We start from the raw sequence: 21413 nt of genomic DNA, 5'->3' as shown, positions 1-21413 counted from the left end.
ATGGGCGCCGCACATCGAAGGCGTCTGGATTCTTGAACCCGCTCACCGCACGCCCGGCAGCCGAGCAGGATCTTCCGGCGGACCTGCTCAGCACGGTCGAGAGCCGCCCGGGCGATGCGCCGACCAAGGCGCTCGGCGGCCCGGTCGTCATAGACCCTGAGACCTTCGCCTCGGCGACCTGCGGCCGCGACGGGACGCTCGGCCTCGTGGACGACCGTTTTCAGGCCTGGAAGCTCGCCGGACCTGGTGACGCCTTGACGCCGAGGCCGTCGGGCGCGGCGCGGATCTGCCTGGCGGCCGACGCCGACGGCCGGGTCTTCCCTGTCGCCGTCGCGCCGGCCGACCAGGCCCGCGGCTGGCCCATCTCCGGGTCGGTGCGCCGCCGCATCGAGACCGGCGCCGTCAGCCACGTAGTCGTCGCCTGCGCGCCGGCCGGACGGCTCGGCGCCGGCAGCACGGCCTTCACTCAGCGCCTGGGCCTGACCGGCCTCGAGGCTCGCGTGACCAGCGGCCTGGTTCGCACCGGCGACCTGCGGCTGGCCGCAAAGACCGCCGGCGTCGCCTATGAGACCGCGCGCAAGTCGCTCAAGTCGGCGATGCGCAAGGCTGGCGTGCGCAGGCAGGGGGAGTTCGTCGCCCTCTGCGTCGCCGTTCACGCCGGCCAGACGATGCCCCAGGGCGACGTCGATCACTGGCTGATCGAGCTGTTCGGCCTGACGCCCAGGCAGGCCCGGACCGCCATCCTGCTCGCCGAGGGCCTGGAGAGAGTCGATGTCGGCCGACGACTGCGGATCTCGCAGCACCTCGTCAAGGCTGAGCTGAAGACGGTCTTCGGCAGTTGCGCCGTAGCCAGCGCCGCCGCACTGGCTGGGCTGGTCGGCGAACTGCGCCTGCTCAACGCCATGGTCTGCGCCACCGAGATCGGCTTCGCCCGCGACGTCGGCGAACCGCTGAAGCTGATCGCGCGCCAAGGGCGGCGGGGCCGCATCGCCATCGCCGACCACGGCCCTCCCGGCGCCGCGCCGGTGCTGATCCTGCACACCGCCGCCACGGGCCGCCACAATCCGCAAACCTTCGTGCGCGCCTTGCAGGCCAGGGGGCTGCGGCCGATCGCCTTGGATCGCCCCGGCTTTGGGCTGACCGACATGGTCGAGGGCGACTACCTGGTCCAGTCGGCCCAGGATCTGGTCGATGTCATGGACGCGCTGAATCTGCCCACGGCGTCCGTTCTGGCGCGCAACGCCGGGCTGGTGGTCTCCCGGCTGCTCGCGCGCCACGCCAACAGGGTCCGCGGCGCGGTCATCCTCAATCCTGAACCGCCGGCCAGCGCCGACCGCCGCCGCGGCGGTCTGGTCGGCCAGATCAAGGGACTGGTCTACGCGACCCCATGGCTGATCGAAGGCCTCGCCCGCTATCTCAGCCGAAACGCCTCGGCCGCCATCGTCGAGCGCCTCGCCCTGAAGTCGCTTCAGGCCAGCGCCGTGGACCGCGCCACGCTGGCCGATCCCGAGGTCCGCGCCGCCTACGTCCGCTCCTCCCAGCTCAGCGCCATGCAAGGCGGGGCCGGCTTCATCGCCGTGGCCAGGACCGAACCGGCTGAGGCGGTCGACATACTCGAGGACGGCGGCGCCATCACCATCGTCTGCGGCCTCCAGGATCCGCTCTACAGCCCTGCCGACTCGCTGCCGCCGCTGCAGGACGCCTGGCCAGGATGCCGGGTCGTGACTCTCGCCGACGCCGGCCGCCTTGTCCATCTGCAGCGGCCCGACCTCATCGCCGAGATCCTCGCCGAACCCTGGGTCGGCTGAAGCGCCCTACCCCGGGTTCTCCGGAAACTGCTTGGCGGCGTCGCAGATCTCGTACCAGGCCGGCTTGACCGACACCCACTCGTGGAAGCGGTTGCGCACCTGCGGGTCATCGTCCAGGCAGTGGGCGGCGATCGGGAAGGTCTCGGCGTCCGAGGCGATCTCGCCCAGCCCCGTCCCGCAATGGCGGCAAAAGCAGCGGGCGTACTTGAACGGCGGCTCGGGCAGATAACTCGCCACCGCCTCGCGGCCCGCAATCCAGCGCAGGCTCTCGCGGGCGACGAGCACGAACGTCCCGGCCGCGGCCTTGCGGCAGCGCGAGCAGTGGCACGTGCCCATCATGGTCGGCGGGGCGGTCAGCTCGAACCTGACCATCCCGCAATTGCAGCTTCCCCGGATCATCCTCGCCTCCATGCCAGGCGCCGAGCATGCTCCCCCTGCGCCAAGAACGTGTCAGCAGCCGCCGCGCTCAATAAGTTCTAATTTGCAAGTTAATGCGCGTCTGCTAGCACGCGCCCCGGCGCGCGGGTGCGCCGCGAGGACGTATCGATGAGCAGCTACCATCTGAACCGGCGTGATCTCGACTTCCTGCTGTTCGACTGGCTGAGGGTCGAGGATCTGCTCGCCCGGCCGCGCTTCGCCGACCATTCGCGCGAGACGCTCGACGCGGTGCTCGACCTCAGCGAGGGCCTGGCCGCCGACGTCTTCGTGCCCGCCTACAAGCCCGCCGACCAGCGCGAGCCCTGGCTTGACGCGGACGGTGTCCACGTCATCCCCGAGATCGCCGACGCCGTGCGCCAGTACGCCGCCGCGGGGCTGATGGCCGGGACATTCGAGGCCGAGCTCGGCGGCCTGCAGCTGCCGATCGTGACGGCCAGCGCCTCGATGGCCGCGTTCATGGCCGCCAACATCTCGGCCTCGGCCTTTCCGATGCTGACCATGGCCAACGCCCGGCTGATCGCCGCGTTCGGCACGCCGGCCCAGGTCGCCGCCTTCGCCCGGCCGCAGATCGCCGGCGAGGCGCTCGGCACCATGTGCCTGTCCGAGCCGCAGGCCGGCTCCTCCCTGGCCGACATCACCACCCTGGCCACGCCCGACGGCGACGACGCGCTTGGCGCCCGCTACCGGCTGCGCGGCGGCAAGATGTGGATTTCCGGCGCCGACCACGACATCACCGGCGACATCGTCCACCTGGTGCTGGCCAAGACCCCGGGGCCGGACGGCAAGCCGCTGGCGGGCGTGAAGGGCATCTCGCTGTTCATCGTGCCCAAGCGGCTGGACGGGGAGCGCAACGACGTCGTCGTCACCGGCCTCAATCACAAGATGGGCTATCGCGGCATCCCCAACACCGTGCTCGCGTTCGGCGACGGCGCCTACGCGCCCGGCGGCCGCGCCGGCGCGGTCGGCTACCTCGTCGGCGAGGTCGGCCAGGGCCTGGCGCAGATGTTCCAGATGATGAACGAGGCCCGCATCAATGTCGGCCTCGGGGCCGCGATGCTCGGCTATCGCGGCTACCGCCAGTCGCTGGCCTACGCCCAGGAGCGGCTGCAGGGCCGCCCGGCCGGCGCCGATGCGCCCGCGCCCATCATCGGCCACCCCGACGTGCGGAACATGCTGCTGGCCCAGAAAGCCTATGCCGAAGGCGCCATGGCGCTGATCTTCTACTGCGCGCGCTTGCTGGACGAGGAGCAGACCGGGCAGGCCCCCGACACCGCCCGCCGGCTGCTCGACCTGCTGACCCCCGCCGCCAAGACCTGGCCCTCGGAAATGGGCCTGGCCGCCAACGACCTCGCGATCCAGATCCACGGCGGCTACGGCTACACCCGCGACTTCGACGTCGAGCAGATCTACCGCGACAACCGCCTCAACCCGATCCACGAGGGCACGACCGGCGTCCAGGGCATCGACCTGGTCGGCCGCAAGTTGGCCCGCGATCCGGCCGCGCTCGCGGAACTGCGCGCCCGCATCGAGGTCACCGCCGCCGCGGCGCAGACCCATGCCGATCTCGCCGAAAACGCCCAGGCCCTGCTCGCCGCCTGGGAGCAGATCGCCGCCTTCGCCGTCGCCATCGCCGCGCCGCTGACCCCGCACGCCCTGGCCGGCGCCACCAGCGCTCTGCGCGCTTTCGGTCATGCGGTCGTCGGCTGGCTGTGGCTCGACATGGCGCTGGCCGCCAAGGCTCTGCCCGCCGACGCCTTCACCGCCGGCAAGGTCGCCGCCTGCCGGTTCTTCTTCGAACAGGAGATGCCCCGCGTCGGTCTCTGGCTGGATCTCGCCGCCGGCTCGGACATCGCCACGACCCTCGACGTCGAAGGGTTCTAGCGAAGTGTCATCCGGTTTCGGCGCAGCCGAAGACTGGGACCCATGAACACCGGATCACGCAAGGCTCGCTCGAACTGGAGCAACACGGCGGCAATGGGTCCCGGTCTTGCTTCGCAAACCGGGAAGACACTTGGGTCCAGAGCCTCAAGCCCACCGCTGCGGCGGCGCCTTGGCCTTCAGGTCCTCCAGCCGCGCGCGCAGTTCCTCCAGGAACGCCTTGCGGTCGCCCTGCCAGTGCAGCGGGTCGCCGACCAGCACCGTGCAGTTCATCGGCACCGGCACCGCCTCGCCCTTGGGCAGCACCCGCCCCGCGCCCTGCAGCCAGATCGGATAGACCGGCGCCTGCGGAACGTCCTCCGCCAGCCGCGCCACGCCGCTCTTCAGCTGCGCCATCTCCTCGCCGTCGCCGCGCGTGCCTTCGGGGAAGATCAGCACGATGTCGCCGGCCTCCAGCGCCGCGCGCACCGGGGCCAGCACGTCGACCCCGCTCCCGGCCTTGTCGCGCGCCACCGGCACGATGCCGATGATGGTGTTCGACAGCCAGCTGATCAGCCCGCCGCGCAGGAAATAGTCGGCCGCCGCCGCCGGCCGCACCCGGTCCAGTCCCTTCGACGGATAGAGCGTCAGCATCAGGATGGTGTCGACGTGGCTGGCGTGGTTCGCCGCCAGGATCGCCGGCCCCTTCAGCGGCAGCTTCTCGCGCCCGATGATGTCGGCCCCGGTGAACACCCGCGCGATGGGACGCCCGATCAGCACCAGGACGAGGCGGCGGAACCAGCGCATCAGAAGTGATCCAGGGCGAAGTAGGCGAGGATGTGGAAGTAGAGCGGCGCGGTGAAGGTCAGGCTGTCGGCCCGGTCCAGCAGCCCGCCATGGCCAGGGATCAGCGCGCTGGTGTCCTTGACCCCAATGTCGCGCTTGATGGCGCTCATGGTCACGTCGCCGGCAAAGCCCGCCAGCGGCAGGAAGAGGGCCAGGCAGGCCAGCCCGATCCCGCTCAGCGGCGTGAACACGGGGCCCAGGAACCAGATCAGCGCGCTGGTCGTCGCCCAGCCGCCGATGAAGCCCTCCCAGGTCTTGTTGGGGCTGACCTTGGGCACGATCTTGCGCTTGCCGAACAGCTTGCCCCAGACGTACTGCGCCACGTCGTTGGCCTCGGTGACCACCAGCAGGAAGAACACCAGTCCCGCCGCCCCGGCCGGCTGCGCCTCGGCGGCCGGCGTGCGCATCAGGAAGGCGATGTAGCCGAGGTTGTAGACGCAGGTGACGATGGCCCAGTGGAACGTCGCCGTGGTCGACAGGAACGCGCGCGTCTGGCCGATGCAGGCCATCAGGAACGGGATGATCAGGAACACGTAGGTCGGGATGAACACCCGATAGAGGCCGTAGTCGTCGAGGATGATGAAGAGGTAGTTGATCCCCATCGCCACGAACGCGGCCAGCACGATCAGCCGGTCCTCGCGCCGCACCGGCGCCAGCGACAGGAACTCGCGCAGGGCGATGAACGAGATCACGATCATCAGCGCCGTGAACGCCTGCCAGCCCAGCAGCAGCGCCCCGGCCAGCAGCGCGATCATCACCCACCACGAGGCGATCCGCTGGCGCAGGTTGGTGAAGTCGCTGGCCGGCTTGAGCACCGGCAGCAGCGCCGTGATCCCCACCGCCAGGGTCAGCACCGCCAGCACCCCGCCAAGACCCCACAGCACCACCGGCGACTGCTGGGCGAAAAAGCCCGTGACCGCATCCATCTGTTCGCTGCTCCCCGCTGGTTCGCTGGCTTGACCGTACAGCCGATGGCGGCGCAGATTCCATCCCCCAGCAGCAAAGCCTCGTCCTGCCACCTTTGAGCGCGCTCCGCACCTTCGCCGGCACCACCTTCGCCCATGTCGGATTCGCGTTCCTGGCCATGGGCGGCTGGGCGCTCTTCGCCAACGCCGGCCACGGTCTGGCCGCCGCCGCCCTGCCCGCTGTCTCGCAAGGCGTGCTCTCGGGCCTGATCACCCTGGTGCTCAAGCGCGCGCTCGAGGCGATGAGCCCGCGCTTTCCGGGCGCCCTGGCCTATATCGTCCCGCCGGCGATCACCGCCGGCGCCGTGCTCGCCCTGCTGCTCACAGTGCACAAGCTGATCGGCACGCCCGAGGTCATCCGCACCATCGCCGTGCCGTGGTCGGTCTCGACCTTCTACGCGGTCGTCTACGCCGCGACCCTGGCGCGCGGCCAAGCCAAGGCTCCCAAATGACCGAAACCCCCGAGAACCGCCGCCCGCTGAAGTCACGCGGGACCGGCTGGGCCCAGGGCCTTGCCTCAGGCCTGGCCAAGGCCGGCGCCAGCCCGGACATGATCTCGGCGGGCAGCATCATCTTCGCCCTGATCGGCCTGCTGCTGTTCCTCTACGCGGCCGGCGGCGACCAGACGCCGTTCAATCGCGGGGCGCTGCTGATCGGGGCCGGCGTCTGCATCCAGCTGCGCCTGCTCTGCAACCTGCTCGACGGCATGGTGGCGGTGGAACACGGCAAGGGCGGCCCCTCCGGGCCGATCTGGAACGAGCTGCCCGACCGCATCGCCGACGCCCTGTTCCTGGTCGGCGCGGGCTACTTCGCGAGCCTCGCCGGCTTTACCCTCGGCGCGCCGCTGGGCTGGGCCGCCGCCGTGCTGGCGGTGCTCACCGCCTATGTCCGCGAACTGGGCCGCGGCCTCGGCTTCCCGGCCGACTTCTCCGGGCCCATGGCCAAGCCGCACCGCATGGCCGCGCTGACCCTCACCTGCGCCGTCGCCGCCTTCGAGCCGATGTGGGGTTGGGACGGCCAGAGCCTGATCCTCGGCCTGCTGCTCATCGTCGCCGGCGCGGCCTGGACCGTCCTGCGACGCACCCGCACCCTGGCCGCCCGGCTGGCGGGGCGGGAGGGGGCGTGACCCCACCCGAGATCGCCCGCCGAACGGCACGGACGCATCCCGCCCTTCTGACCATCGCATTCCTGGCCGGCGGGTTCGCTTCTCTCAGCGCGCAATATGCGCCAGACATCACACCCTTGATGCGCGGAGCGCTGTTGTGCGTTTCCACGGCGATCACGAGTTTCTGGCACTGGGCGATCTACACTATGGCCCAGGCCGTAACTGGGCCCGCGCCAGCGCGATGGAGCTGGCTGTTTGCAGCACCGCCTGCATTTGCGTTCTTCGCGGGCGTGGCTGAGTGGCCGACCTATAACAGCCCCGCGGCCATCACCTATCTCGGGCTCTATTTTCTGTCGGCCTGGTGCGCAGCTCAGGCGCTGGAGAACGCCGACGCGGCGAGCCGCATCGCTCCCGTCGGGCGAATTGCAACCTCCGCAGGCCTGATGTGGGTCGCTTACATTGGAGTTTGGAAACTTTGGGTCACAATCCGCCGGGTCGAAGCTGCGGCCTCCGCGGGTAGGGACCACGGGATGACGATCCGCGGCGCGTAGGCGGTGCCGGATGCCAGAGCGCACGGGGAATTGGATGAGTTGGGAACTCGTCGGAGCGATGCTGGTCGAGGTCGCCCGCGGACGCGGCGGCTTCGGCGCCCTGCGCACCTGGTTCGGCGTGGCGCCTTACGCATCATCGCAGGACGACGAGTTGCGGGCGATCGCGCAGATGGCGGGGTACGCCCTGGAAGCCCCGGACGCCTTTATCGAACTGTCCGCCGACGAGGCCCGCGACGCGCTCGCCTTCTTCGCCGCCGATAACATGGTCATGCCGCGCGGCCGGCCCGCTTCGGCCGAGGCGGTTCAAGCATTAGCCAAGGGGATCGAGCGTCTTGGCCCCCAGGCGCGGTTCTTTTCGAACGGGCGCTGGCACGAGTACGCGAAGTCCAGCGCGTTCAGCAGCTACGCCATTTCCAACGCCACCTTCGACGGCGGCTTGATCGGCACGAACGGCGAGGTCGCCTTCATCGTTTGGGCCGAGGAAGACGACTGACGGCCGCCTCCAGTTCCTCGTGGCGCGGCGGGTGAGCGTACGTCGCCCATTGAGGATCGCTTACGCCAATCCGGCGATAGTTCTCCCTCGCCTCGGTCAGCGAGACGTCGTTCGCACCACCGCGAAAGTCCGGATCGCGGGTCTGCACCTGATCGTCAGTCCAGCAGCAGACTGGGCAACCCTCATAGCCGTCCTCCCAAGGGGGGAACTTCAGGGTCACGTAGCCGCAGCAAGCACACGGCCACGACGGCGTCCGTTCGGAATCGGCGTTCATCGCGCCGCCCGCCGCCGCTCGACCAGTTCATGCACGATCCCGCCCGGCGCGCGGAACGCCGCATAGGCCAGCCCCGCATCGGCGTTCCAGGCCGGCCGCACATGCAGGAACTCGACGCCCTTGGCGGCCAGCTCCGCCATCGCCGGCTCGATCGCCTCGACCTCGAAACTAATCACGCCGGCGCCGTCCGCGCCGTGCTCGGCCTTCGGCGCCGGCCGCGCGCAGGCGAAGACGTGCAGCGCCCGCCCGCCAAGATCGAACACCAGCTGGGTCTCGAACCGCGCGCTGAGGCTCAACCCCAGGACGTCGCGATAGAACGTCAGCGCCGCGTCCAGGTCGGGCGTCATCACCAGCGCTGGGCCAAGTTTCAGCATCGCGCCCTCACCTACACCGCTCATCCCGGCGAAGGCCGGGACCCAAGCCGAGGCGCCAACAAGCCGTCGGCGCTCCAGCGTGGTCAAGGCGCTGCTTGGGCCCCTAGACCGGCGCGTCGCCCGCCACCGTCGTGCGGTGCATGACCCGCAGGTGGCCGTCATAGCCGCCCTCGGCGAAGTGCACCGTGCAGCGGTTGTCCCACATCAGCAGCATCCCCTGCTTCCATTTGTGGCGGTAGATGAACTGCTCCTGGGTCATGTGCTGGTAGAGATAGCCAAGGATCGCGTGGCTCTCCTGGAAGGTCAGGCCCTCGATGCCGACCGTGTAGGTCGGGCTGACGAACAGCGCCTTGCGGCCGGTCACCGGATGGGTGCGGACCAGCGGATGGGTCAGGGTCTTATCGGCCTCGGCCGAGACGATGATCTCCATCGTCCGCGCCTCGGTCTCCTTGGCGAAGACCCCTTCGGTCCCATAGGCGCGGGTCGCCGAGTGCACCGCCTTCAGCGGCGCCAGCAGCGCTTTCATCCCGTCCGAGAGCGCGTCGTAAGCCCGCGCGCAGTCGGCGAACAGGGTGTCGCCGCCGACCGGCGGGGTGACTTCCGAGCGCAGCAGGGTCGCGGCCGGCGGCTCCTTCTGGAAGCTCCAGTCCGAGTGCCAGCCGGCCCCGAAGTTCTTGGCCTTCTCGTCCGGCTCGCGGCGCAGCTCCAGCACGTTCGGATGGCCGGCCATCGGCTTGATGAACGGGTCGACCCCGAACGGCCCGATCTGCAGGGTGAAGGCCTCCAGCGCCTCCAGGCTCAGCGGCTGGTCGGGAAAGGCCACCACCGCGTGCTTGGCCCAGGCGTCCTTGACCTGCTTCAGCGTCTCCGGCGCGAGCGGGGCCGACAGGTCCACGCCCGTGATCAGCGCGCCGAAGCCGCTTGGCTGCGGGGTGACGGCGATAGCGTCGGCGAGCATCTGGCCCATGGTCTCGTTCCCTCCTGTTTGGGCGCAGCCTACCCCCGAACAATTGACCTCGCGCGCCGAAGATTTGACATTACGCGCCATGCTGGACCGGGCTGGCCTCGATCGGGCGATCGGACTGCCCGTCCGCGCGGAATCCGGCTAAAGACGTTTCCCTGTCCAGGCCGACGCGACGTCATGCGCAAACAGCCGTTTGCATCGGCCCCGTAACCTTGTAATCGAACCGCGCCATGACCTCTTTCGCCAATACGCAAGAAGACAAGCTCATCGCCCTGGTGCCGGACAAGAAGGTCTCGGTTCGCGAGACCTTCGGCGTCGACGTCGACATGACCGTCCCCGCGTTCTCCGAACGTGACGCTCACGTCCCGGACATCGACCCGGCCTACAAGTTCGACGCCGAGACGACCAAGGCTATATGCGCCGGCTTCGCCTTCGACCGCCGGGTGATGGTCCAGGGCTATCACGGCACCGGCAAGTCGACCCACATCGAACAGGTCGCCGCGCGCCTCAACTGGCCGCTAATCCGCGTCAACCTCGACAGCCACGTCTCGCGTATCGACCTGGTCGGCAAGGACGCCATCGTCCTGAAGGACGGCAAGCAGGTCACCGAATTCCGCGAGGGCATCCTGCCCTGGGCGATCCAGCGCCCGGTGGCGCTGGTGTTCGACGAATACGACGCCGGCCGCCCGGACGTGATGTTCGTGATCCAGCGCATCCTGGAAGCGCAGGGCAAGCTGACCCTGCTCGACCAGAACCGCGTCATCCGCCCGAACCCGTTCTTCCGGCTGTTCTCGACGACCAACACCATCGGTCTGGGCGACACCACCGGCCTCTATCACGGCACCCAGCAGATCAACCAAGGTCAGATGGACCGCTGGTCGATCGTCACCACGCTGAACTACCTGCCGCACGACGTCGAAGCCGAGATCGTGCTGGCCAAGTCGCCGCACTACGACACCGCCGAGGGCAAGCGGACCATCGCCGCGATGGTCCGCGTCGCCGACATGACCCGCAACGCCTTCATGAACGGCGACATCTCGACCGTCATGAGCCCGCGGACCGTGATCACCTGGGCCCAGAACGCCGAGATCTTCGGCGGCGACCTGGCCTTCGCCTTCCGCCTGACCTTCCTGAACAAGTGCGACGAGCTTGAGCGCGGCACCGTGGCCGAGTTCTTCCAGCGCGCGTTCGGCCAGGACCTGCCGGAAAGCACCGCCCGCGTCCGCGTGGCCTGACGTGGCGTCACCGGCTGAGGCGGGATGTCGCAGACGTCCCGCCCGGCCGACGCGATTCACCATTTGCTAGCGCGGCGCAGGCGACACCTAGGGCGAACCAGGTGTCGCGTGTGTCGTGTGATCAGATCGAGTCTCGCCCGTAACCGGCGCGCCATCAGCCGGATTGTCGCGTTTTCCTCGGCGGTGCTGCTGATCGTGGCGGCCGGTTGTCTGGGCCTGATCTTCTACACCGCCAACGTCATCGACCGCGCCCACGTGGACGAGGAGCGGGCGCTGATCTCGAACTATCTGCGCGAGCGCGAGCACGAACTGGTCGGCCAGTTGATCTCGGCCTCGATCTGGGACGACGCCTATCAGAAGCTTGGCCGCAGCGGCTTCGACGCCGAATGGGCCGACCTCTACGTCGGCAGCTACTTCGAAACCTACATGCGTCACGCCGCCTCCTTCGTGCTCGATGAGGCGGACCAGCCGGTCTACGCTTGGCGCGACGGGGCCCGCGCCGGCGAGCGCCAGTCCGCCGCCTTCCTGCGCGAGACCGCGCCCCTGGTCGCCAGGGTGCGCGAGCTCGAGGCCCTGCGCGGCGCAGCCCGTAACCGCGGCATCGGCGGCTCGATCACCCGCACCGGGATCATCGCAGTCGGCGACGAGCTCTACATGGCCGCGGTCACCAACATCGTCCCCGAAACCCCGGCGATCAATTCGCGCGGCGTGCCCGACCGGCTGTTGGTCTCGGCCCGGCGCGTCGACGCCGCCCTGCTGCAGGACGTCGCCCAGGCCATGCGCGTCACCGACGTGCGGCTCGTGCCCTGGAACCGCGCGCCCGTCGCCAGCGTGCAGTTCCGCGCCCCCGACGAAACGCCGATCGCCGCCCTGACCTGGACCGGCGGCCATCCGGGCCAGGAGGTCCTGCGCCAGGTCGCCCCGCTGTTCGTCCTCGGCATGGTCGCGCTGCTGATCTCGGCCCTGCTGCTCGCCGCCCGCGTCCACCGGGTGTTCGACGAGATCGACCGCAACGACCTGGTGCTGCGCCAGACCATGGACGACCTGGTCCGCGCCCGGGACGAGGCCGCCGCCGCGAGCGTCGCCAAGTCCCAGTTCGTGGCCAATATGAGCCACGAGATCCGCACCCCGCTCAACGGCATCCTCGGCATGACCCAGATTCTGGCGCGCGAGGACCTGACGCCTGACCAGCGCCGCCAGCTCGACGTGGTGCGCGAGAGCGGCCAGACCCTGCTGGTGCTGCTCAACGACATCCTCGACATATCGAAGATCGAGGCCGGCCGCATGCAGATCGACGCCCACGAGTTCGACCTAGGCCAGGCCGTTCACGTCGCCTGCGCCCCGTTCGCGGCGCTCGCCGCCGACAAGGGCGTCGACCTGCGGTGCGACCTCGACCCCGCCGCCGACGGCGTCTGGCGCGGCGACGGCGTGCGCCTGCGCCAAGTGGTCGCCAACCTGGTCTCCAACGCCGTGAAGTTCACCGACGCCGGCCAGGTCGCCGTCCGGGTCGAGCGCCGGGGCGAAGCCGTCCGCATCACCGTCGCCGACACCGGCATCGGCATTCCCGCCGACCGCATGCACGACCTGTTCGACAAGTTCGTCCAGGTGGACGCCTCCACCACCCGCCGCTACGGCGGCACCGGCCTCGGCCTGGCGATCAGCCACGAGCTGGCCGCGATGATGGGCGGCGAGCTCACCGTCGAGAGCGTCGCCGGCGAGGGCTCGGTCTTCACCCTGCTGCTGCCGCTGGAATGGTGCGCAGCGGCCCTGGCGCCCACCGCGCCGCTGCCATCCGCCCAGGCGCGCATTCCCCGCCCCGACGCGCGCCTGCGCATCCTGGCGGCCGAGGACAACCTGACCAACCAGCTGATCCTGCGCACCATGCTGGAGCCGTTCCCGATCGACCTGACCATCGTCGGCGACGGCGCCCAGGCGGTTGAGGCGTTCTTCGAGGGCGACTTCCAGCTGATCCTGATGGACGGCCAGATGCCGGTGATGAACGGGGTCGAGGCGACCGCCGCCATCCGCCGCCTGGAAGGCGAGCGCGACCTGCCGCCGGTCCCGATCCTGGCGCTGTCGGCCAACGTCATGCACCACCAGGTCGCCGAATACCTGGCCGCTGGCATGAACGGCTTCGTGCCCAAGCCGATCGAGATCGTCCACCTGCTCGACGCCATCGACCGCGCGCTCGACACCCGCCTTTGCGCCGAACAGCGCGTCGCCTGATTTCACCCGTGTCATCCCGGTTTGCGCAGCAAGACCGGGATCCATGAACACCAGAGGGATCAGGATGCGGCTCGGCGGCGCCCCCTCCGCCGACACGGCGCGAATGGATCCCGGACAGCCGCTGCGCGACTTCCGGGATGACACTCAAGGATGCGTCTGGACCCCGACCGGCGTTCTGCGCATTCTCCGCCGCATTACGAAGACCAGATTTTCAGGTGGGGAAACATGTCCAGGATCACGCTAGCGGCCGCTGCCGCCGGCCTGCTTTTCAGCGCTTTCGCCGTCCCGGCCGCCGCCCAGGCGCCGGCCGCTGCGGCCCGTAACGACTACTCGAAGACCGAGAACTGGCTGTGCTGGCCGGGCCGCGCCGACGCCTGCGCCATCGACAACACCACGACGGTGATCCAGGCCGACGGGTCGATGGCCCAGGAAACCTGGAAGCCGGACCCCGCCGCGCCGGTCGACTGCTTCTACGTCTATCCGACCGTCTCCAACGATCCGGGCGTGTTCTCCGATATGACCCCGAACGCCGAGGAGCGCCGCGTCGTCGAACAGCAGCTGGCCCGCTTCGGCTCCAAGTGCCGGATCTACGCGCCGATGTACCGGCAAGTGACCCTGACCACCCTGCGCGCGCGCATGGCGCCGGGCGCCAAGCCGCCGGCCGGGCCGATCCCGACCACCAACTACGACGACGTCGCCGACGCCTGGAACGACTACCTCAAGCACGAGAACAAGGGCCGCGGCGTCGTGCTGATCGGCCACTCCCAGGGCGCGGGTCTGCTGACCGAGCTGATCGCCAAGGAGATCGACGGCAAGCCGGCCCAGAAGCAGTTGGTCTCAGCCCTGCTGCTCGGAACCAACCTGCCGGTGCTCAAGGGCCAGGACACGGGAACCTTCAAGTCGATCCCGCTCTGCAAGAGCAGGACCCAGACCGGCTGCGCTGTGGCCTATGTCAGCTTCCGCGAGACCTCGCCGCCGCCCAAGGGCAGCCGCTTCGGCGTCCCGCGCGAACCGAACCCGGCCATGCAGGCGGCCTGCGTCAACCCGGCCGCGCTCGGCGGCGGCAAGGCGCCGCTGCACGCCTACCTGTCCTCGGGCGCGATGATCGCCGCCGAGGCCGCTCCGCCCCCGGCCTGGACCAAGGACGGCGCCAAGGTGACGACGCCGTTCGTCTCGGTCCCCGGCCTGCTGACCGGCGAGTGCGTCTCCAAGGACGGCTTCGAATACTTGTCGGTAGGGATCAACGCTGATCCGAACGATCCGCGTACGGACGACATCGCCGGCGACGTGAAGGTCGGCCCGATCGTCCTCAAGGATTGGGGCCTGCACCTGATCGACGTGAACCTGGCCATGGGCGACCTCGTCGACCTCGTCGGCAGCCAGTCGCAGGCCTATCTGGCCAAGAAGTAGAGCGCTGCGCTCCTCTCCCCCGCACGGGGGAGAGGAGACCGCTTCAGGCTATCCGCCGGTGATCTTCCGCCCGGCCATGAAGCCGAGAACCAGGAACACCACGAAGCCGACCAGGAAGATGAAGAACAGGATCTTGGCGATGCCGGCCGCTGCGCCGGCGATACCGCCAAATCCCAGGGCGCCGGCGATCAGCGCCACCACCGCAAAAATCAAAGCCCACTTAAGCATCGGAACGCCTCCTTGACTGTGGAGGGCAACGCCCGTGTCCACCGGCCGTTCCGACGCCGACTAGTTCGACTCCAGCTTGTCGCGGACCCGGTCGTGGATCTCGGCCGCGGCCGGGGTCAGGGCCTCGCCGAAGTCTTCGATCTCGTAGACGGGCCGGATCTCGATCTCGCTCGGGCCGGGCATCGGATTGGGGCAGCGCTTCACCCAGGCCACCGCCTCGTCCATGTCCTTGACCTCCCACAGCCAGTAGCCGGCGACGATCTCCTTGGTCTCGGTGAACGGACCGTCGATCACCGCGCGTTTGTCGCCGTCGAACGCCACCCGCTTGCCCTTGGACGACGGCTGCAGCCCGTCGCCGCCCTTCATGACGCCGGCCTCGACCAGCAGTTCGTTGTAGCGGCCCATCGCCTCCAGCAGGTCGCTCGACGGCATAGCGCCGGCTTCGCTATCGGCCGTCGCCTTCACCAGAACCATCACGCGCATCGTCGATCTCCTCCGTTTGGGCCTTCGGCCCGATAGAGCCTAGGACGAGCCAGGATCGCGGCAACCGACAGTCGGAAAGGCAGCCGGCGGAATTTTCCTTCGAACCTCCGCCGCACGCGATAATCTGGCCGTCCGCCGTCCCTCGGGCGGACGTCTGGAGGCGCGCCAATCGAACCGATCCTCAACCTCGCCGTGGCGCTGGGCGTCGGGCTGCTGATCGGGGCCGAGCGCGAACGCCGCAAGCAGGAACGCCCCTCCCCCTCCGCCGCGGGAATCCGCACCTTCACGGTTGCGGCCCTGGCCGGCGCGGTCGCCCTGCTGGTCGGCGGCGTGCTGGTGCTGGCCGTGGTCGCCGCCGCCGTCGCCGCATTCGCCGCGCTCGGCTACTGGCGGGCCGAGGGCGAGGACGATCCCGGCCTCACGACCGAGATCGCCCTGGTGCTGGCCGTACTGGTCGGCGCGCTGGCCGTCCCTGAACCGATGCTCGCCGCCGGGGTCGGGGTGGTGGTCGCGATCATCCTGGCCGCGCGCACGCCGCTGCACCACTTCGTGGGCTCGGTGCTCACCACCGACGAAGTGCGCAGCGGCCTGCTGCTGGCCGGCGCCACCCTGGTCGTGCTGCCGCTGTTGCCCGACCGCGCCATGGGCCCCTACGAGGCGCTGAACCCGCGCTCGATCTGGCTGGTGGTCGTCATGCTGCTGGCGATCAGCGCGGGCGGCCACGTGGCGATCCGCACCCTCGGCGTGCGGTTCGGCCTGCCGCTGGCCGGGCTCGCCGGCGGCTTCGTATCCAGCACCGCGACCATAGGGGCGATGTCGGCGCGCGCCGGCAAGACGCCGAGCCTGCTGGCCGGGGCGGTCGCCGGGGCGGTGCTCTCGACCGTGGCGACCATCCTCCAGCTGGCCGCCCTGCTCGCCGTCATCAGCCCCCCGACGCTGCACGCCATGGCCGGCCCCCTCATCGGCGGCGGCCTGGCTGCGGTCGCCTATGGCGCGGCTTTCACGGTTCGGGCCTTCCGCCAGCCGCCGCCCGAGGACCCCGCCGACGCCGGAGAGGCCTTCAGCCTCGCCAGCGCCTTGATCTTCGCCGGCACGCTGGCCGTCATCCTGGTGGTTTCGGCGGCCCTGAGCGCCCAGTTCGGCCAAGCCGGCGCGGCGGTCGGGGCGGCGGCCGGCGGGCTGGTCGACGCCCACGCGGCGGGAATCTCGATCGCCTCGCTCGTCGCCTCCGGCCACATGGCCCCCGATGGCGCGGTGGTCCCTATCCTGGTCGGCCTGACCAGCAATACCGCGACCAAGCTGATCTTCGCCTTCTCCGGCGGTCAGCGCGCGTTCGCCTGGCGGGTCATCCCGGGTCTGGTCCTGGTCACCGCCGCCGCATGGCTGGGCTGGCTGATCCAGGCCGCGCTGGGATGGTAGCGCCGCCATACGCGCCCTTCCCAAGCGTCAGCGTTTCTTTCCCCTTGGGCGACGCGGACCGTCGTTCTAAATGACTGGCATGGCTAAGAACCCGGAAAGCCCTGTCGAGCCCTTCAAGCGCGCCCTGGCCCATGCCGCGCGCTCCCTGGCTGAGAAGCCGGACCTGGAAATCGTCTATTCGGGCGAAGGCCCGCAGCTGGCCGGCAACCGCGCCGTGCTGCCGCATCCGCCCCGCGACCTGACTCCGGCCGACGCCGCCCGCATTCGCGGCCTGGCAGACCAGATGGCTCTGCGGCTCGCCCACCACGACACCGCCGCCCATGCCAAGGGCCGCCCGGCCTCGGCGCTCGGCGCCCCGGTCTACGACGCGTTGGAACAGGCCCGCATCGAGGCGATCGGCGCCAACGCCCTTGGCGGCGTGAAGGCCAACCTGCGCGCGGTCCACGAGCACGCCTGGGCCAAGAAGCCGCTGAACCAGCTCGAAGCCCTGGCCAATCCGCCGATGGCCGACGTCGTCGCCCTGCTGGCGCGCGAGCGGATGACCGGCGAGCCGCCGCCCTCGATGGCCAAGCCGCTGGTCGACCTGTTCCGCGCCGAGGTGGAGTCCAAGGCCGGCGCCGATCTCGATCGGCTGGCCGAGGCCGCCGACGACCAGAAGGCCTTCGCCAAGATCGCCCGCACCATCTTGCGCGACCTTTCGATGGGCGACGACCTCACCGACGCGCCGGACCAGGCCGACGACGAGGAGGGTGACAGCGAGGACGGCGAGGCCGAGAGCCAGGACGATGGCGACGAGGGCGAAGGCGAAGGCGCTTCGCCCCAGCAGACCTCGATGGACGAGAACGAGGCGACCCATCGCGAGAGCGAGGACGCCGACAGCCAGATGATGCAGGCGGAGGACGATCCCAACGCCGAGGACACCGACGAGCCGCCGGAGATGGGCGAAGGCGAGCAGCCGGCCCGACCCGACCTCAAGGGCGACGCCAAGGTCGCCACCTACAAGGTGTTCACCACCGCCCATGACGAGGTCGTGGCCGCCGAGGAGCTCTGCGACGCCGAGGAGCTGACGCGCCTGCGCGCCTATCTCGACCAGCAGTTGGCCAGCCTCTCCAGCGTCGTCTCGCGCCTGGCCAACAAGCTGCAGCGCAAGCTGATGGCCCAGCAGAACCGCTCGTGGAGCTTCGACCTCGAAGAGGGCATCCTCGACACCGCCCGCCTGACCCGGGTGATCACCGACCCGACCGCCTCGCTGGCCTTCAAGGAAGAAGAAGACACCGAGTTCCGCGACACGGTGGTCACCATCCTGATCGACAATTCCGGCTCGATGCGCGGCCGTCCGATCATGGTCGCCGCCGTCTGCGCCGACATCCTGGCCCGCACGCTCGAGCGCTGCGGCGTCAAGACCGAGATCCTCGGCTTCACCACCCGCGCCTGGAAGGGCGGCTCCTCGCGCGAGGACTGGCTGAAGGCCGGCAAGCCGGCCCAGCCGGGCCGCCTGAACGACCTGCGCCACATCATCTACAAGGCCGCCGACGCGCCCTGGCGGCGAGCCCGCCGCAACCTCGGCCTGATGATGCGCGAGGGTCTGCTCAAGGAGAACATCGACGGCGAGGCGCTGATGTGGGCGCACCAGCGACTGATCGGCCGTCCCGAGGCGCGCCGCATCCTGATGGTGATCTCCGACGGCGCGCCCGTCGACGACTCGACCCTGTCGGTGAACTCGGGCCACTACCTTGAGCGCCACCTGCGGGACGTGATCGGCGAGATCGAGAACAAGAGCCCGGTGCAGTTGATCGCCATCGGCATCGGCCACGACGTCACCCGCTACTACCGCCGGGCCGTCACCATCGTCGACGTGGAGCAACTGGCCGGCGTCATCGTCGACCAGCTGGCCGAGCTGTTCGACGAGGAGATCCGCAAGGTCACCCGAAAGACCGCCGGCCTCCTGGCCCCGCCGCCAAGCACCCAAGGCCCCCAAGGCGGCCCCGCCCGCCGCTCGACCTTCAAGGAAGTCCGCCGGGCGGTCGCTTAGCCGCCGCATCGCCCACTCCCTCGCCCCTTGGGGAGAGGGTCGGGGTGAGGGGGCCACCGCCTCCGCCGCAAAAGCACGCCGCCGCGGCTTGACCCGCGTCGGACTTCCCCTCTCACTGCGCGCACGCCGCGACCGAGGGGGATAGTGACCATGCGACGTTTCACGCTGACCGCGCTCGCCGCGCTGGCCCTCGCCGCCTGCGCCCAGCAGACCCCGGCCCTGCCCGCCGCGCCGCTGCCGGCCGGCCCGACCATCGCCATCGCCGCGACGCCGGTCCCGTTGAACCCCGCCGACCCGTCCCAGGACCGCATCGGCGACTTCCACTACGCCGGAGGCCTGGTGCTGTCCTCGGCCGACACGGCCCGCTTCCACGGCCTCTCGGACATGGCCGTGCGGGGCGGCGTCGACCTGACCGCGGTCAGCGACGAAGGCGACCTGGTCAAGGCGAGCCTCGTGCTCGACAAGGCCGGCCGCCTGGTCGGCCTGGAGGGAGGCCGCGTCAGCGCCCTCGCCGGCCTCGACGGCAAGCCGCTGCAAGGCAAGCTGGAGTCCGATTCCGAGGGCATGGCCCTGCTGGCGAACGGCGACATGCTGATCAGCTTCGAGCAGCGCCACCGCATCTGGCTCTACCCGGCCGACGGCTCTCCGCCGCGCGAGGCGCCGGCCCCCGACGCGACGTTTCCTCCCAACGGCGGCATGGAGGCTCTCGGACCAGCCCCTGAGCTCGGCCCCGACGCCTACGTCGCCGGCGGCGAGGAGAGCGGCCAGACCTGGACTTGCAGGCTCTCGGGCGGCTGCACGCCCGGCCCGACCATCGCCAAGCCGCCGGAGTTCGGCCTCGTCGCCGTCACCCGCCTGCCCCAGGGCCGCACCGCCTGGCTGCTGCGGGCCTGGGACCCGGTGCGCGGCAACCGGATCGCCCTGACCATCCACGACGCCGGCGGCGAGATCGCCCGCATGGACATGGCCCGTCCCCTGACCATCGACAATTTCGAGGCCATCGCCGCGGTCCCAGCCAAGGACGGCTCCGTGCGGTTCTACCTCTTGTCGGACGACAACTTTCAAAGCAGCCAGCGCACCCTGCTGCTGGCCTTCGACTGGAAGCCGGCGCGGTAGCGGCCGCTTTCTGGAGGCTCGCAGCCGAAACCTGCCGCTAGGCGGCCTATCGGCAAGCTATGAAGCCCTATCGGCAGGTAGATGGCCCAAGAACCGGCCCTACCGGCAGGTTCGCCGATCGCCATGCCGATCGCCTAGCTGGCCGCTGGAAGCCAGGCGACGTTAGGCCGAATACGGGCTCTTCGCGTAGCGCCGAAACGAAAAAGGCCGCCCCGGAGGGCGGCCCTTAGAACTCTGGAGAGAGCTCGTAGACTTAGGCGGCGGCGGTCTGCGCGGCGGCCAGCTTGGCCTTGACCTGGCGCTTGATCTTCAGAGCGCGCGGCGACAGCTGCTCGTCACGGGCGCCGGCGAGGAACACGTCCAGGCCGCCCTTGTAGTCCAGGGTGCGCAGCGCAGCGTTGCTGACGCGCAGCTTGAACGACTGGCCCAGCGCGTCGGACTGGAGCGTGGCGGGCGACAGGGCCGGCAGGAAGCGGCGCTTCGTCTTGATGTTCGAGTGGCTGACGTTGTGGCCGACCATGGGACCGACACCGGTGAGTTCGCAACGACGCGACATGGCTGTATGACCTACGCGAGAAAGGGATGGACGGCGGGCGGACCCGCGCCAAGGAGCGGGCGATATAGTCGAAGGCCCCCGGCGGCGTCAAGGCGGAGCCGACATTTGCCTGCCCCAGATCTTCAGAAAAGCGACTCTCGCCGCTAACGACGGCCCGGCCGCGTTGTGGCCCAATGACCTTCAGATACAATAGCTTGTAGGGAACAAAAACTGAATCGCGCGGAGTCTCCGATTCGGTCACCCTTCGTTTCGCCCGTGTTCCCACGCCGGGCCAACCCTCGAACGTCGTTCGCTGAATAAGACAAAAGCCCCGCACGCAAGCGCGCGGGGCTTTCGATTCTGCGGTGCGGCCTGCCCGTTAGGACAGGACGACCAGCACGACGCGGCGGTTGGCCATGCGGCCTTCGCGGGTGTCGTTCGGGGCGACCGGCTCGTCTTCGCCATAGGCGATGGTGGCGATCCGGTTCAGGGCCACGCCCTGCTTGTTCAGGTAGCGGCGAACGGTCTCGGCGCGCTCTTGGGCCAGGCGCATGTTGCCTTCCGGCGAACCGGTGGCGTCGGTGTGGCCTTGCACTTCGACGTAGACGTTCTTGTTCTCGCCCTTCAGGCGTTCGGCGAAGGCCGACAGCCGCGACTCGGCTTCCGGCGACAGCGTCGCCTTGCCCAGCGGGAACTTCAGCGCGTCGTCCGACATCACCACCGAGTACATGAATTTGCCTTCGGCCAGCTTGCCGGCCGCGGTGGCGCGGTCCAGCGCTTCGCGCGAAGTGCGGTCCAGTTCGCCCAGGCGGGTCTCGTGGTTAGCGACCTTGCCGTCGACCACGGCGACCTGCTCGTTGACGTACTTCTTGGTGGCGCAGCCGCCGAGGCCGAGCGTGCCGATGGCGAGCGCGCTCAACACCGCGGCGCGAGTTTTGGTACCGATCATTTTCTTACGACCTCTCCCGTCGTTTCTTCGTTTAAGTCTGGACGCTTTCGAACACGCCCTGGTGAGCCAAGGGTTTCCCCGCATGAAACGGGCAGACTTCGGCGT

22 protein-coding genes are annotated in these 21413 nt (G+C 69.6%); 12 read left to right on the top strand and 10 right to left on the bottom strand.

What is annotated here, in order from left to right:
* Positions 1-32: 32 nt before the first annotated feature.
* Positions 33-1808 (top strand): bifunctional helix-turn-helix transcriptional regulator/alpha/beta hydrolase, encoded by a 1776-nt coding sequence (locus tag GGQ61_RS12195; RefSeq protein ID WP_183773130.1) that lies wholly within the window; start codon positions 33-35, stop codon positions 1806-1808.
* A 6-nt stretch (positions 1809-1814) separates the two neighbouring features.
* Here GGQ61_RS12195 and GGQ61_RS12190 read toward each other — a convergent pair whose 3' ends face one another.
* Positions 1815-2207 (bottom strand): GFA family protein, encoded by a 393-nt coding sequence (locus GGQ61_RS12190; protein WP_183773128.1) that lies wholly within the window; start codon positions 2205-2207, stop codon positions 1815-1817.
* Between the two features lie 147 nt (positions 2208-2354).
* Here GGQ61_RS12190 and GGQ61_RS12185 point away from each other — a divergent pair, with 147 nt between their 5' ends.
* The gene (locus GGQ61_RS12185) at positions 2355-4127 is read left to right on the top strand and encodes an acyl-CoA dehydrogenase (RefSeq protein WP_183773125.1); all 1773 of its coding nucleotides are present in this window, start codon (positions 2355-2357) and stop codon (positions 4125-4127) included.
* Between the two features lie 144 nt (positions 4128-4271).
* On the opposite strand, the gene GGQ61_RS12180 is transcribed toward GGQ61_RS12185, so the two are convergent.
* A complete protein-coding gene (locus tag GGQ61_RS12180) occupies positions 4272-4910 on the bottom strand; it encodes a lysophospholipid acyltransferase family protein (protein ID WP_183773123.1) in 639 nt (212 codons plus the stop codon).
* On the bottom strand, positions 4910-5875 hold the full coding sequence (locus tag GGQ61_RS12175; protein ID WP_183773121.1) for a phosphatidate cytidylyltransferase: 966 nt from the start codon (positions 5873-5875) through the stop codon (positions 4910-4912). The genes GGQ61_RS12180 and GGQ61_RS12175 overlap by 1 nt, the downstream gene beginning before the upstream one ends.
* 95 nt (positions 5876-5970) lie before the next feature.
* Between GGQ61_RS12175 and GGQ61_RS12170 the strand changes: the two genes are divergently transcribed.
* Genes GGQ61_RS12170 through GGQ61_RS12155 form a run of 4 tightly spaced genes read left to right on the top strand, consistent with a single transcriptional unit; the run spans position 5971 to position 8063 of the window.
* On the top strand, positions 5971-6366 hold the full coding sequence (locus tag GGQ61_RS12170; protein ID WP_183773119.1) for a hypothetical protein: 396 nt from the start codon (positions 5971-5973) through the stop codon (positions 6364-6366).
* Positions 6363-7040 carry a CDP-alcohol phosphatidyltransferase family protein gene (locus tag GGQ61_RS12165; protein ID WP_183773117.1) on the top strand — a complete coding sequence of 226 codons (678 nt, stop codon included), beginning with the start codon at positions 6363-6365 and terminating at the stop codon, positions 7038-7040. The genes GGQ61_RS12170 and GGQ61_RS12165 overlap by 4 nt, the downstream gene beginning before the upstream one ends.
* The gene (locus GGQ61_RS12160; RefSeq protein ID WP_183773115.1) at positions 7037-7570 is read left to right on the top strand and encodes a hypothetical protein; all 534 of its coding nucleotides are present in this window, start codon (positions 7037-7039) and stop codon (positions 7568-7570) included. The genes GGQ61_RS12165 and GGQ61_RS12160 overlap by 4 nt, the downstream gene beginning before the upstream one ends.
* 34 nt (positions 7571-7604) lie before the next feature.
* Complete coding sequence (locus tag GGQ61_RS12155) at positions 7605-8063, top strand: hypothetical protein (protein ID WP_183773113.1); 459 nt, start codon at positions 7605-7607, stop codon at positions 8061-8063.
* On the opposite strand, the gene GGQ61_RS22710 is transcribed toward GGQ61_RS12155, so the two are convergent.
* From GGQ61_RS22710 to GGQ61_RS12140, 3 genes are all read right to left on the bottom strand, one after another.
* Positions 8035-8337, bottom strand: coding sequence for a CPCC family cysteine-rich protein (locus GGQ61_RS22710; RefSeq protein WP_183773111.1), 303 nt, complete (start codon positions 8335-8337; stop codon positions 8035-8037). The two genes, GGQ61_RS12155 and GGQ61_RS22710, sit on opposite strands and share 29 nt — an antisense overlap.
* Positions 8334-8711 carry a VOC family protein gene (locus tag GGQ61_RS12145; protein ID WP_183773109.1) on the bottom strand — a complete coding sequence of 126 codons (378 nt, stop codon included), beginning with the start codon at positions 8709-8711 and terminating at the stop codon, positions 8334-8336. Before GGQ61_RS12145 ends, GGQ61_RS22710 begins: the two co-directional genes overlap by 4 nt.
* 103 nt (positions 8712-8814) lie before the next feature.
* Positions 8815-9678, bottom strand: coding sequence for a TauD/TfdA dioxygenase family protein (locus tag GGQ61_RS12140; protein WP_183773107.1), 864 nt, complete (start codon positions 9676-9678; stop codon positions 8815-8817).
* Between the two features lie 227 nt (positions 9679-9905).
* Between GGQ61_RS12140 and cobS the strand changes: the two genes are divergently transcribed.
* From cobS to GGQ61_RS12125, 3 genes are all read left to right on the top strand, one after another.
* Positions 9906-10910 carry a cobaltochelatase subunit CobS gene (gene cobS / locus GGQ61_RS12135; protein ID WP_183773105.1) on the top strand — a complete coding sequence of 335 codons (1005 nt, stop codon included), beginning with the start codon at positions 9906-9908 and terminating at the stop codon, positions 10908-10910.
* A gap of 117 nt (positions 10911-11027) precedes the next feature.
* Complete coding sequence (locus tag GGQ61_RS12130; RefSeq protein WP_183773103.1) at positions 11028-13136, top strand: ATP-binding protein; 2109 nt, start codon at positions 11028-11030, stop codon at positions 13134-13136.
* 225 nt (positions 13137-13361) lie between these two features.
* Positions 13362-14546: a DUF3089 domain-containing protein gene (locus tag GGQ61_RS12125; RefSeq protein ID WP_183773101.1), complete on the top strand. Its 1185-nt coding sequence runs from the start codon at positions 13362-13364 to the stop codon at positions 14544-14546.
* 48 nt (positions 14547-14594) lie between these two features.
* On the opposite strand, the gene GGQ61_RS12120 is transcribed toward GGQ61_RS12125, so the two are convergent.
* Together GGQ61_RS12120 and GGQ61_RS12115 are read right to left on the bottom strand one after the other, a co-directional pair.
* Positions 14595-14774: a DUF1328 domain-containing protein gene (locus GGQ61_RS12120; protein WP_183773099.1), complete on the bottom strand. Its 180-nt coding sequence runs from the start codon at positions 14772-14774 to the stop codon at positions 14595-14597.
* Between the two features lie 60 nt (positions 14775-14834).
* Positions 14835-15257 (bottom strand): YciI family protein, encoded by a 423-nt coding sequence (locus GGQ61_RS12115; protein WP_183773097.1) that lies wholly within the window; start codon positions 15255-15257, stop codon positions 14835-14837.
* Positions 15258-15449: 192 nt separating this feature from the next.
* Here GGQ61_RS12115 and GGQ61_RS12110 point away from each other — a divergent pair, with 192 nt between their 5' ends.
* From GGQ61_RS12110 to GGQ61_RS12100, 3 genes are all read left to right on the top strand, one after another.
* Positions 15450-16676 (top strand): DUF4010 domain-containing protein, encoded by a 1227-nt coding sequence (locus GGQ61_RS12110; protein WP_221221003.1) that lies wholly within the window; start codon positions 15450-15452, stop codon positions 16674-16676.
* A 79-nt stretch (positions 16677-16755) separates the two neighbouring features.
* Entirely contained in the window at positions 16756-18708 is a 1953-nt protein-coding gene (gene cobT / locus GGQ61_RS12105; RefSeq protein ID WP_183773089.1) for a cobaltochelatase subunit CobT, read from the top strand.
* A gap of 150 nt (positions 18709-18858) precedes the next feature.
* Positions 18859-19824: an esterase-like activity of phytase family protein gene (locus GGQ61_RS12100; protein ID WP_183773086.1), complete on the top strand. Its 966-nt coding sequence runs from the start codon at positions 18859-18861 to the stop codon at positions 19822-19824.
* A gap of 253 nt (positions 19825-20077) precedes the next feature.
* On the opposite strand, the gene rpmB is transcribed toward GGQ61_RS12100, so the two are convergent.
* Together rpmB and GGQ61_RS12090 are read right to left on the bottom strand one after the other, a co-directional pair.
* Entirely contained in the window at positions 20078-20380 is a 303-nt protein-coding gene (gene rpmB / locus GGQ61_RS12095; RefSeq protein WP_183773084.1) for a 50S ribosomal protein L28, read from the bottom strand.
* A gap of 358 nt (positions 20381-20738) precedes the next feature.
* Positions 20739-21308 (bottom strand): OmpA family protein, encoded by a 570-nt coding sequence (locus tag GGQ61_RS12090; RefSeq protein WP_183773082.1) that lies wholly within the window; start codon positions 21306-21308, stop codon positions 20739-20741.
* Positions 21309-21413: the final 105 nt, after the last annotated feature.

Source organism: Phenylobacterium haematophilum, from assembly GCF_014196295.1.
GTDB classification, from domain to species: Bacteria; Pseudomonadota; Alphaproteobacteria; order Caulobacterales; family Caulobacteraceae; genus Phenylobacterium; species Phenylobacterium haematophilum.
The sequence above is the reverse complement of the archived record's forward strand: the minus strand, read 5'-3'. Positions and strand labels throughout refer to the sequence as shown.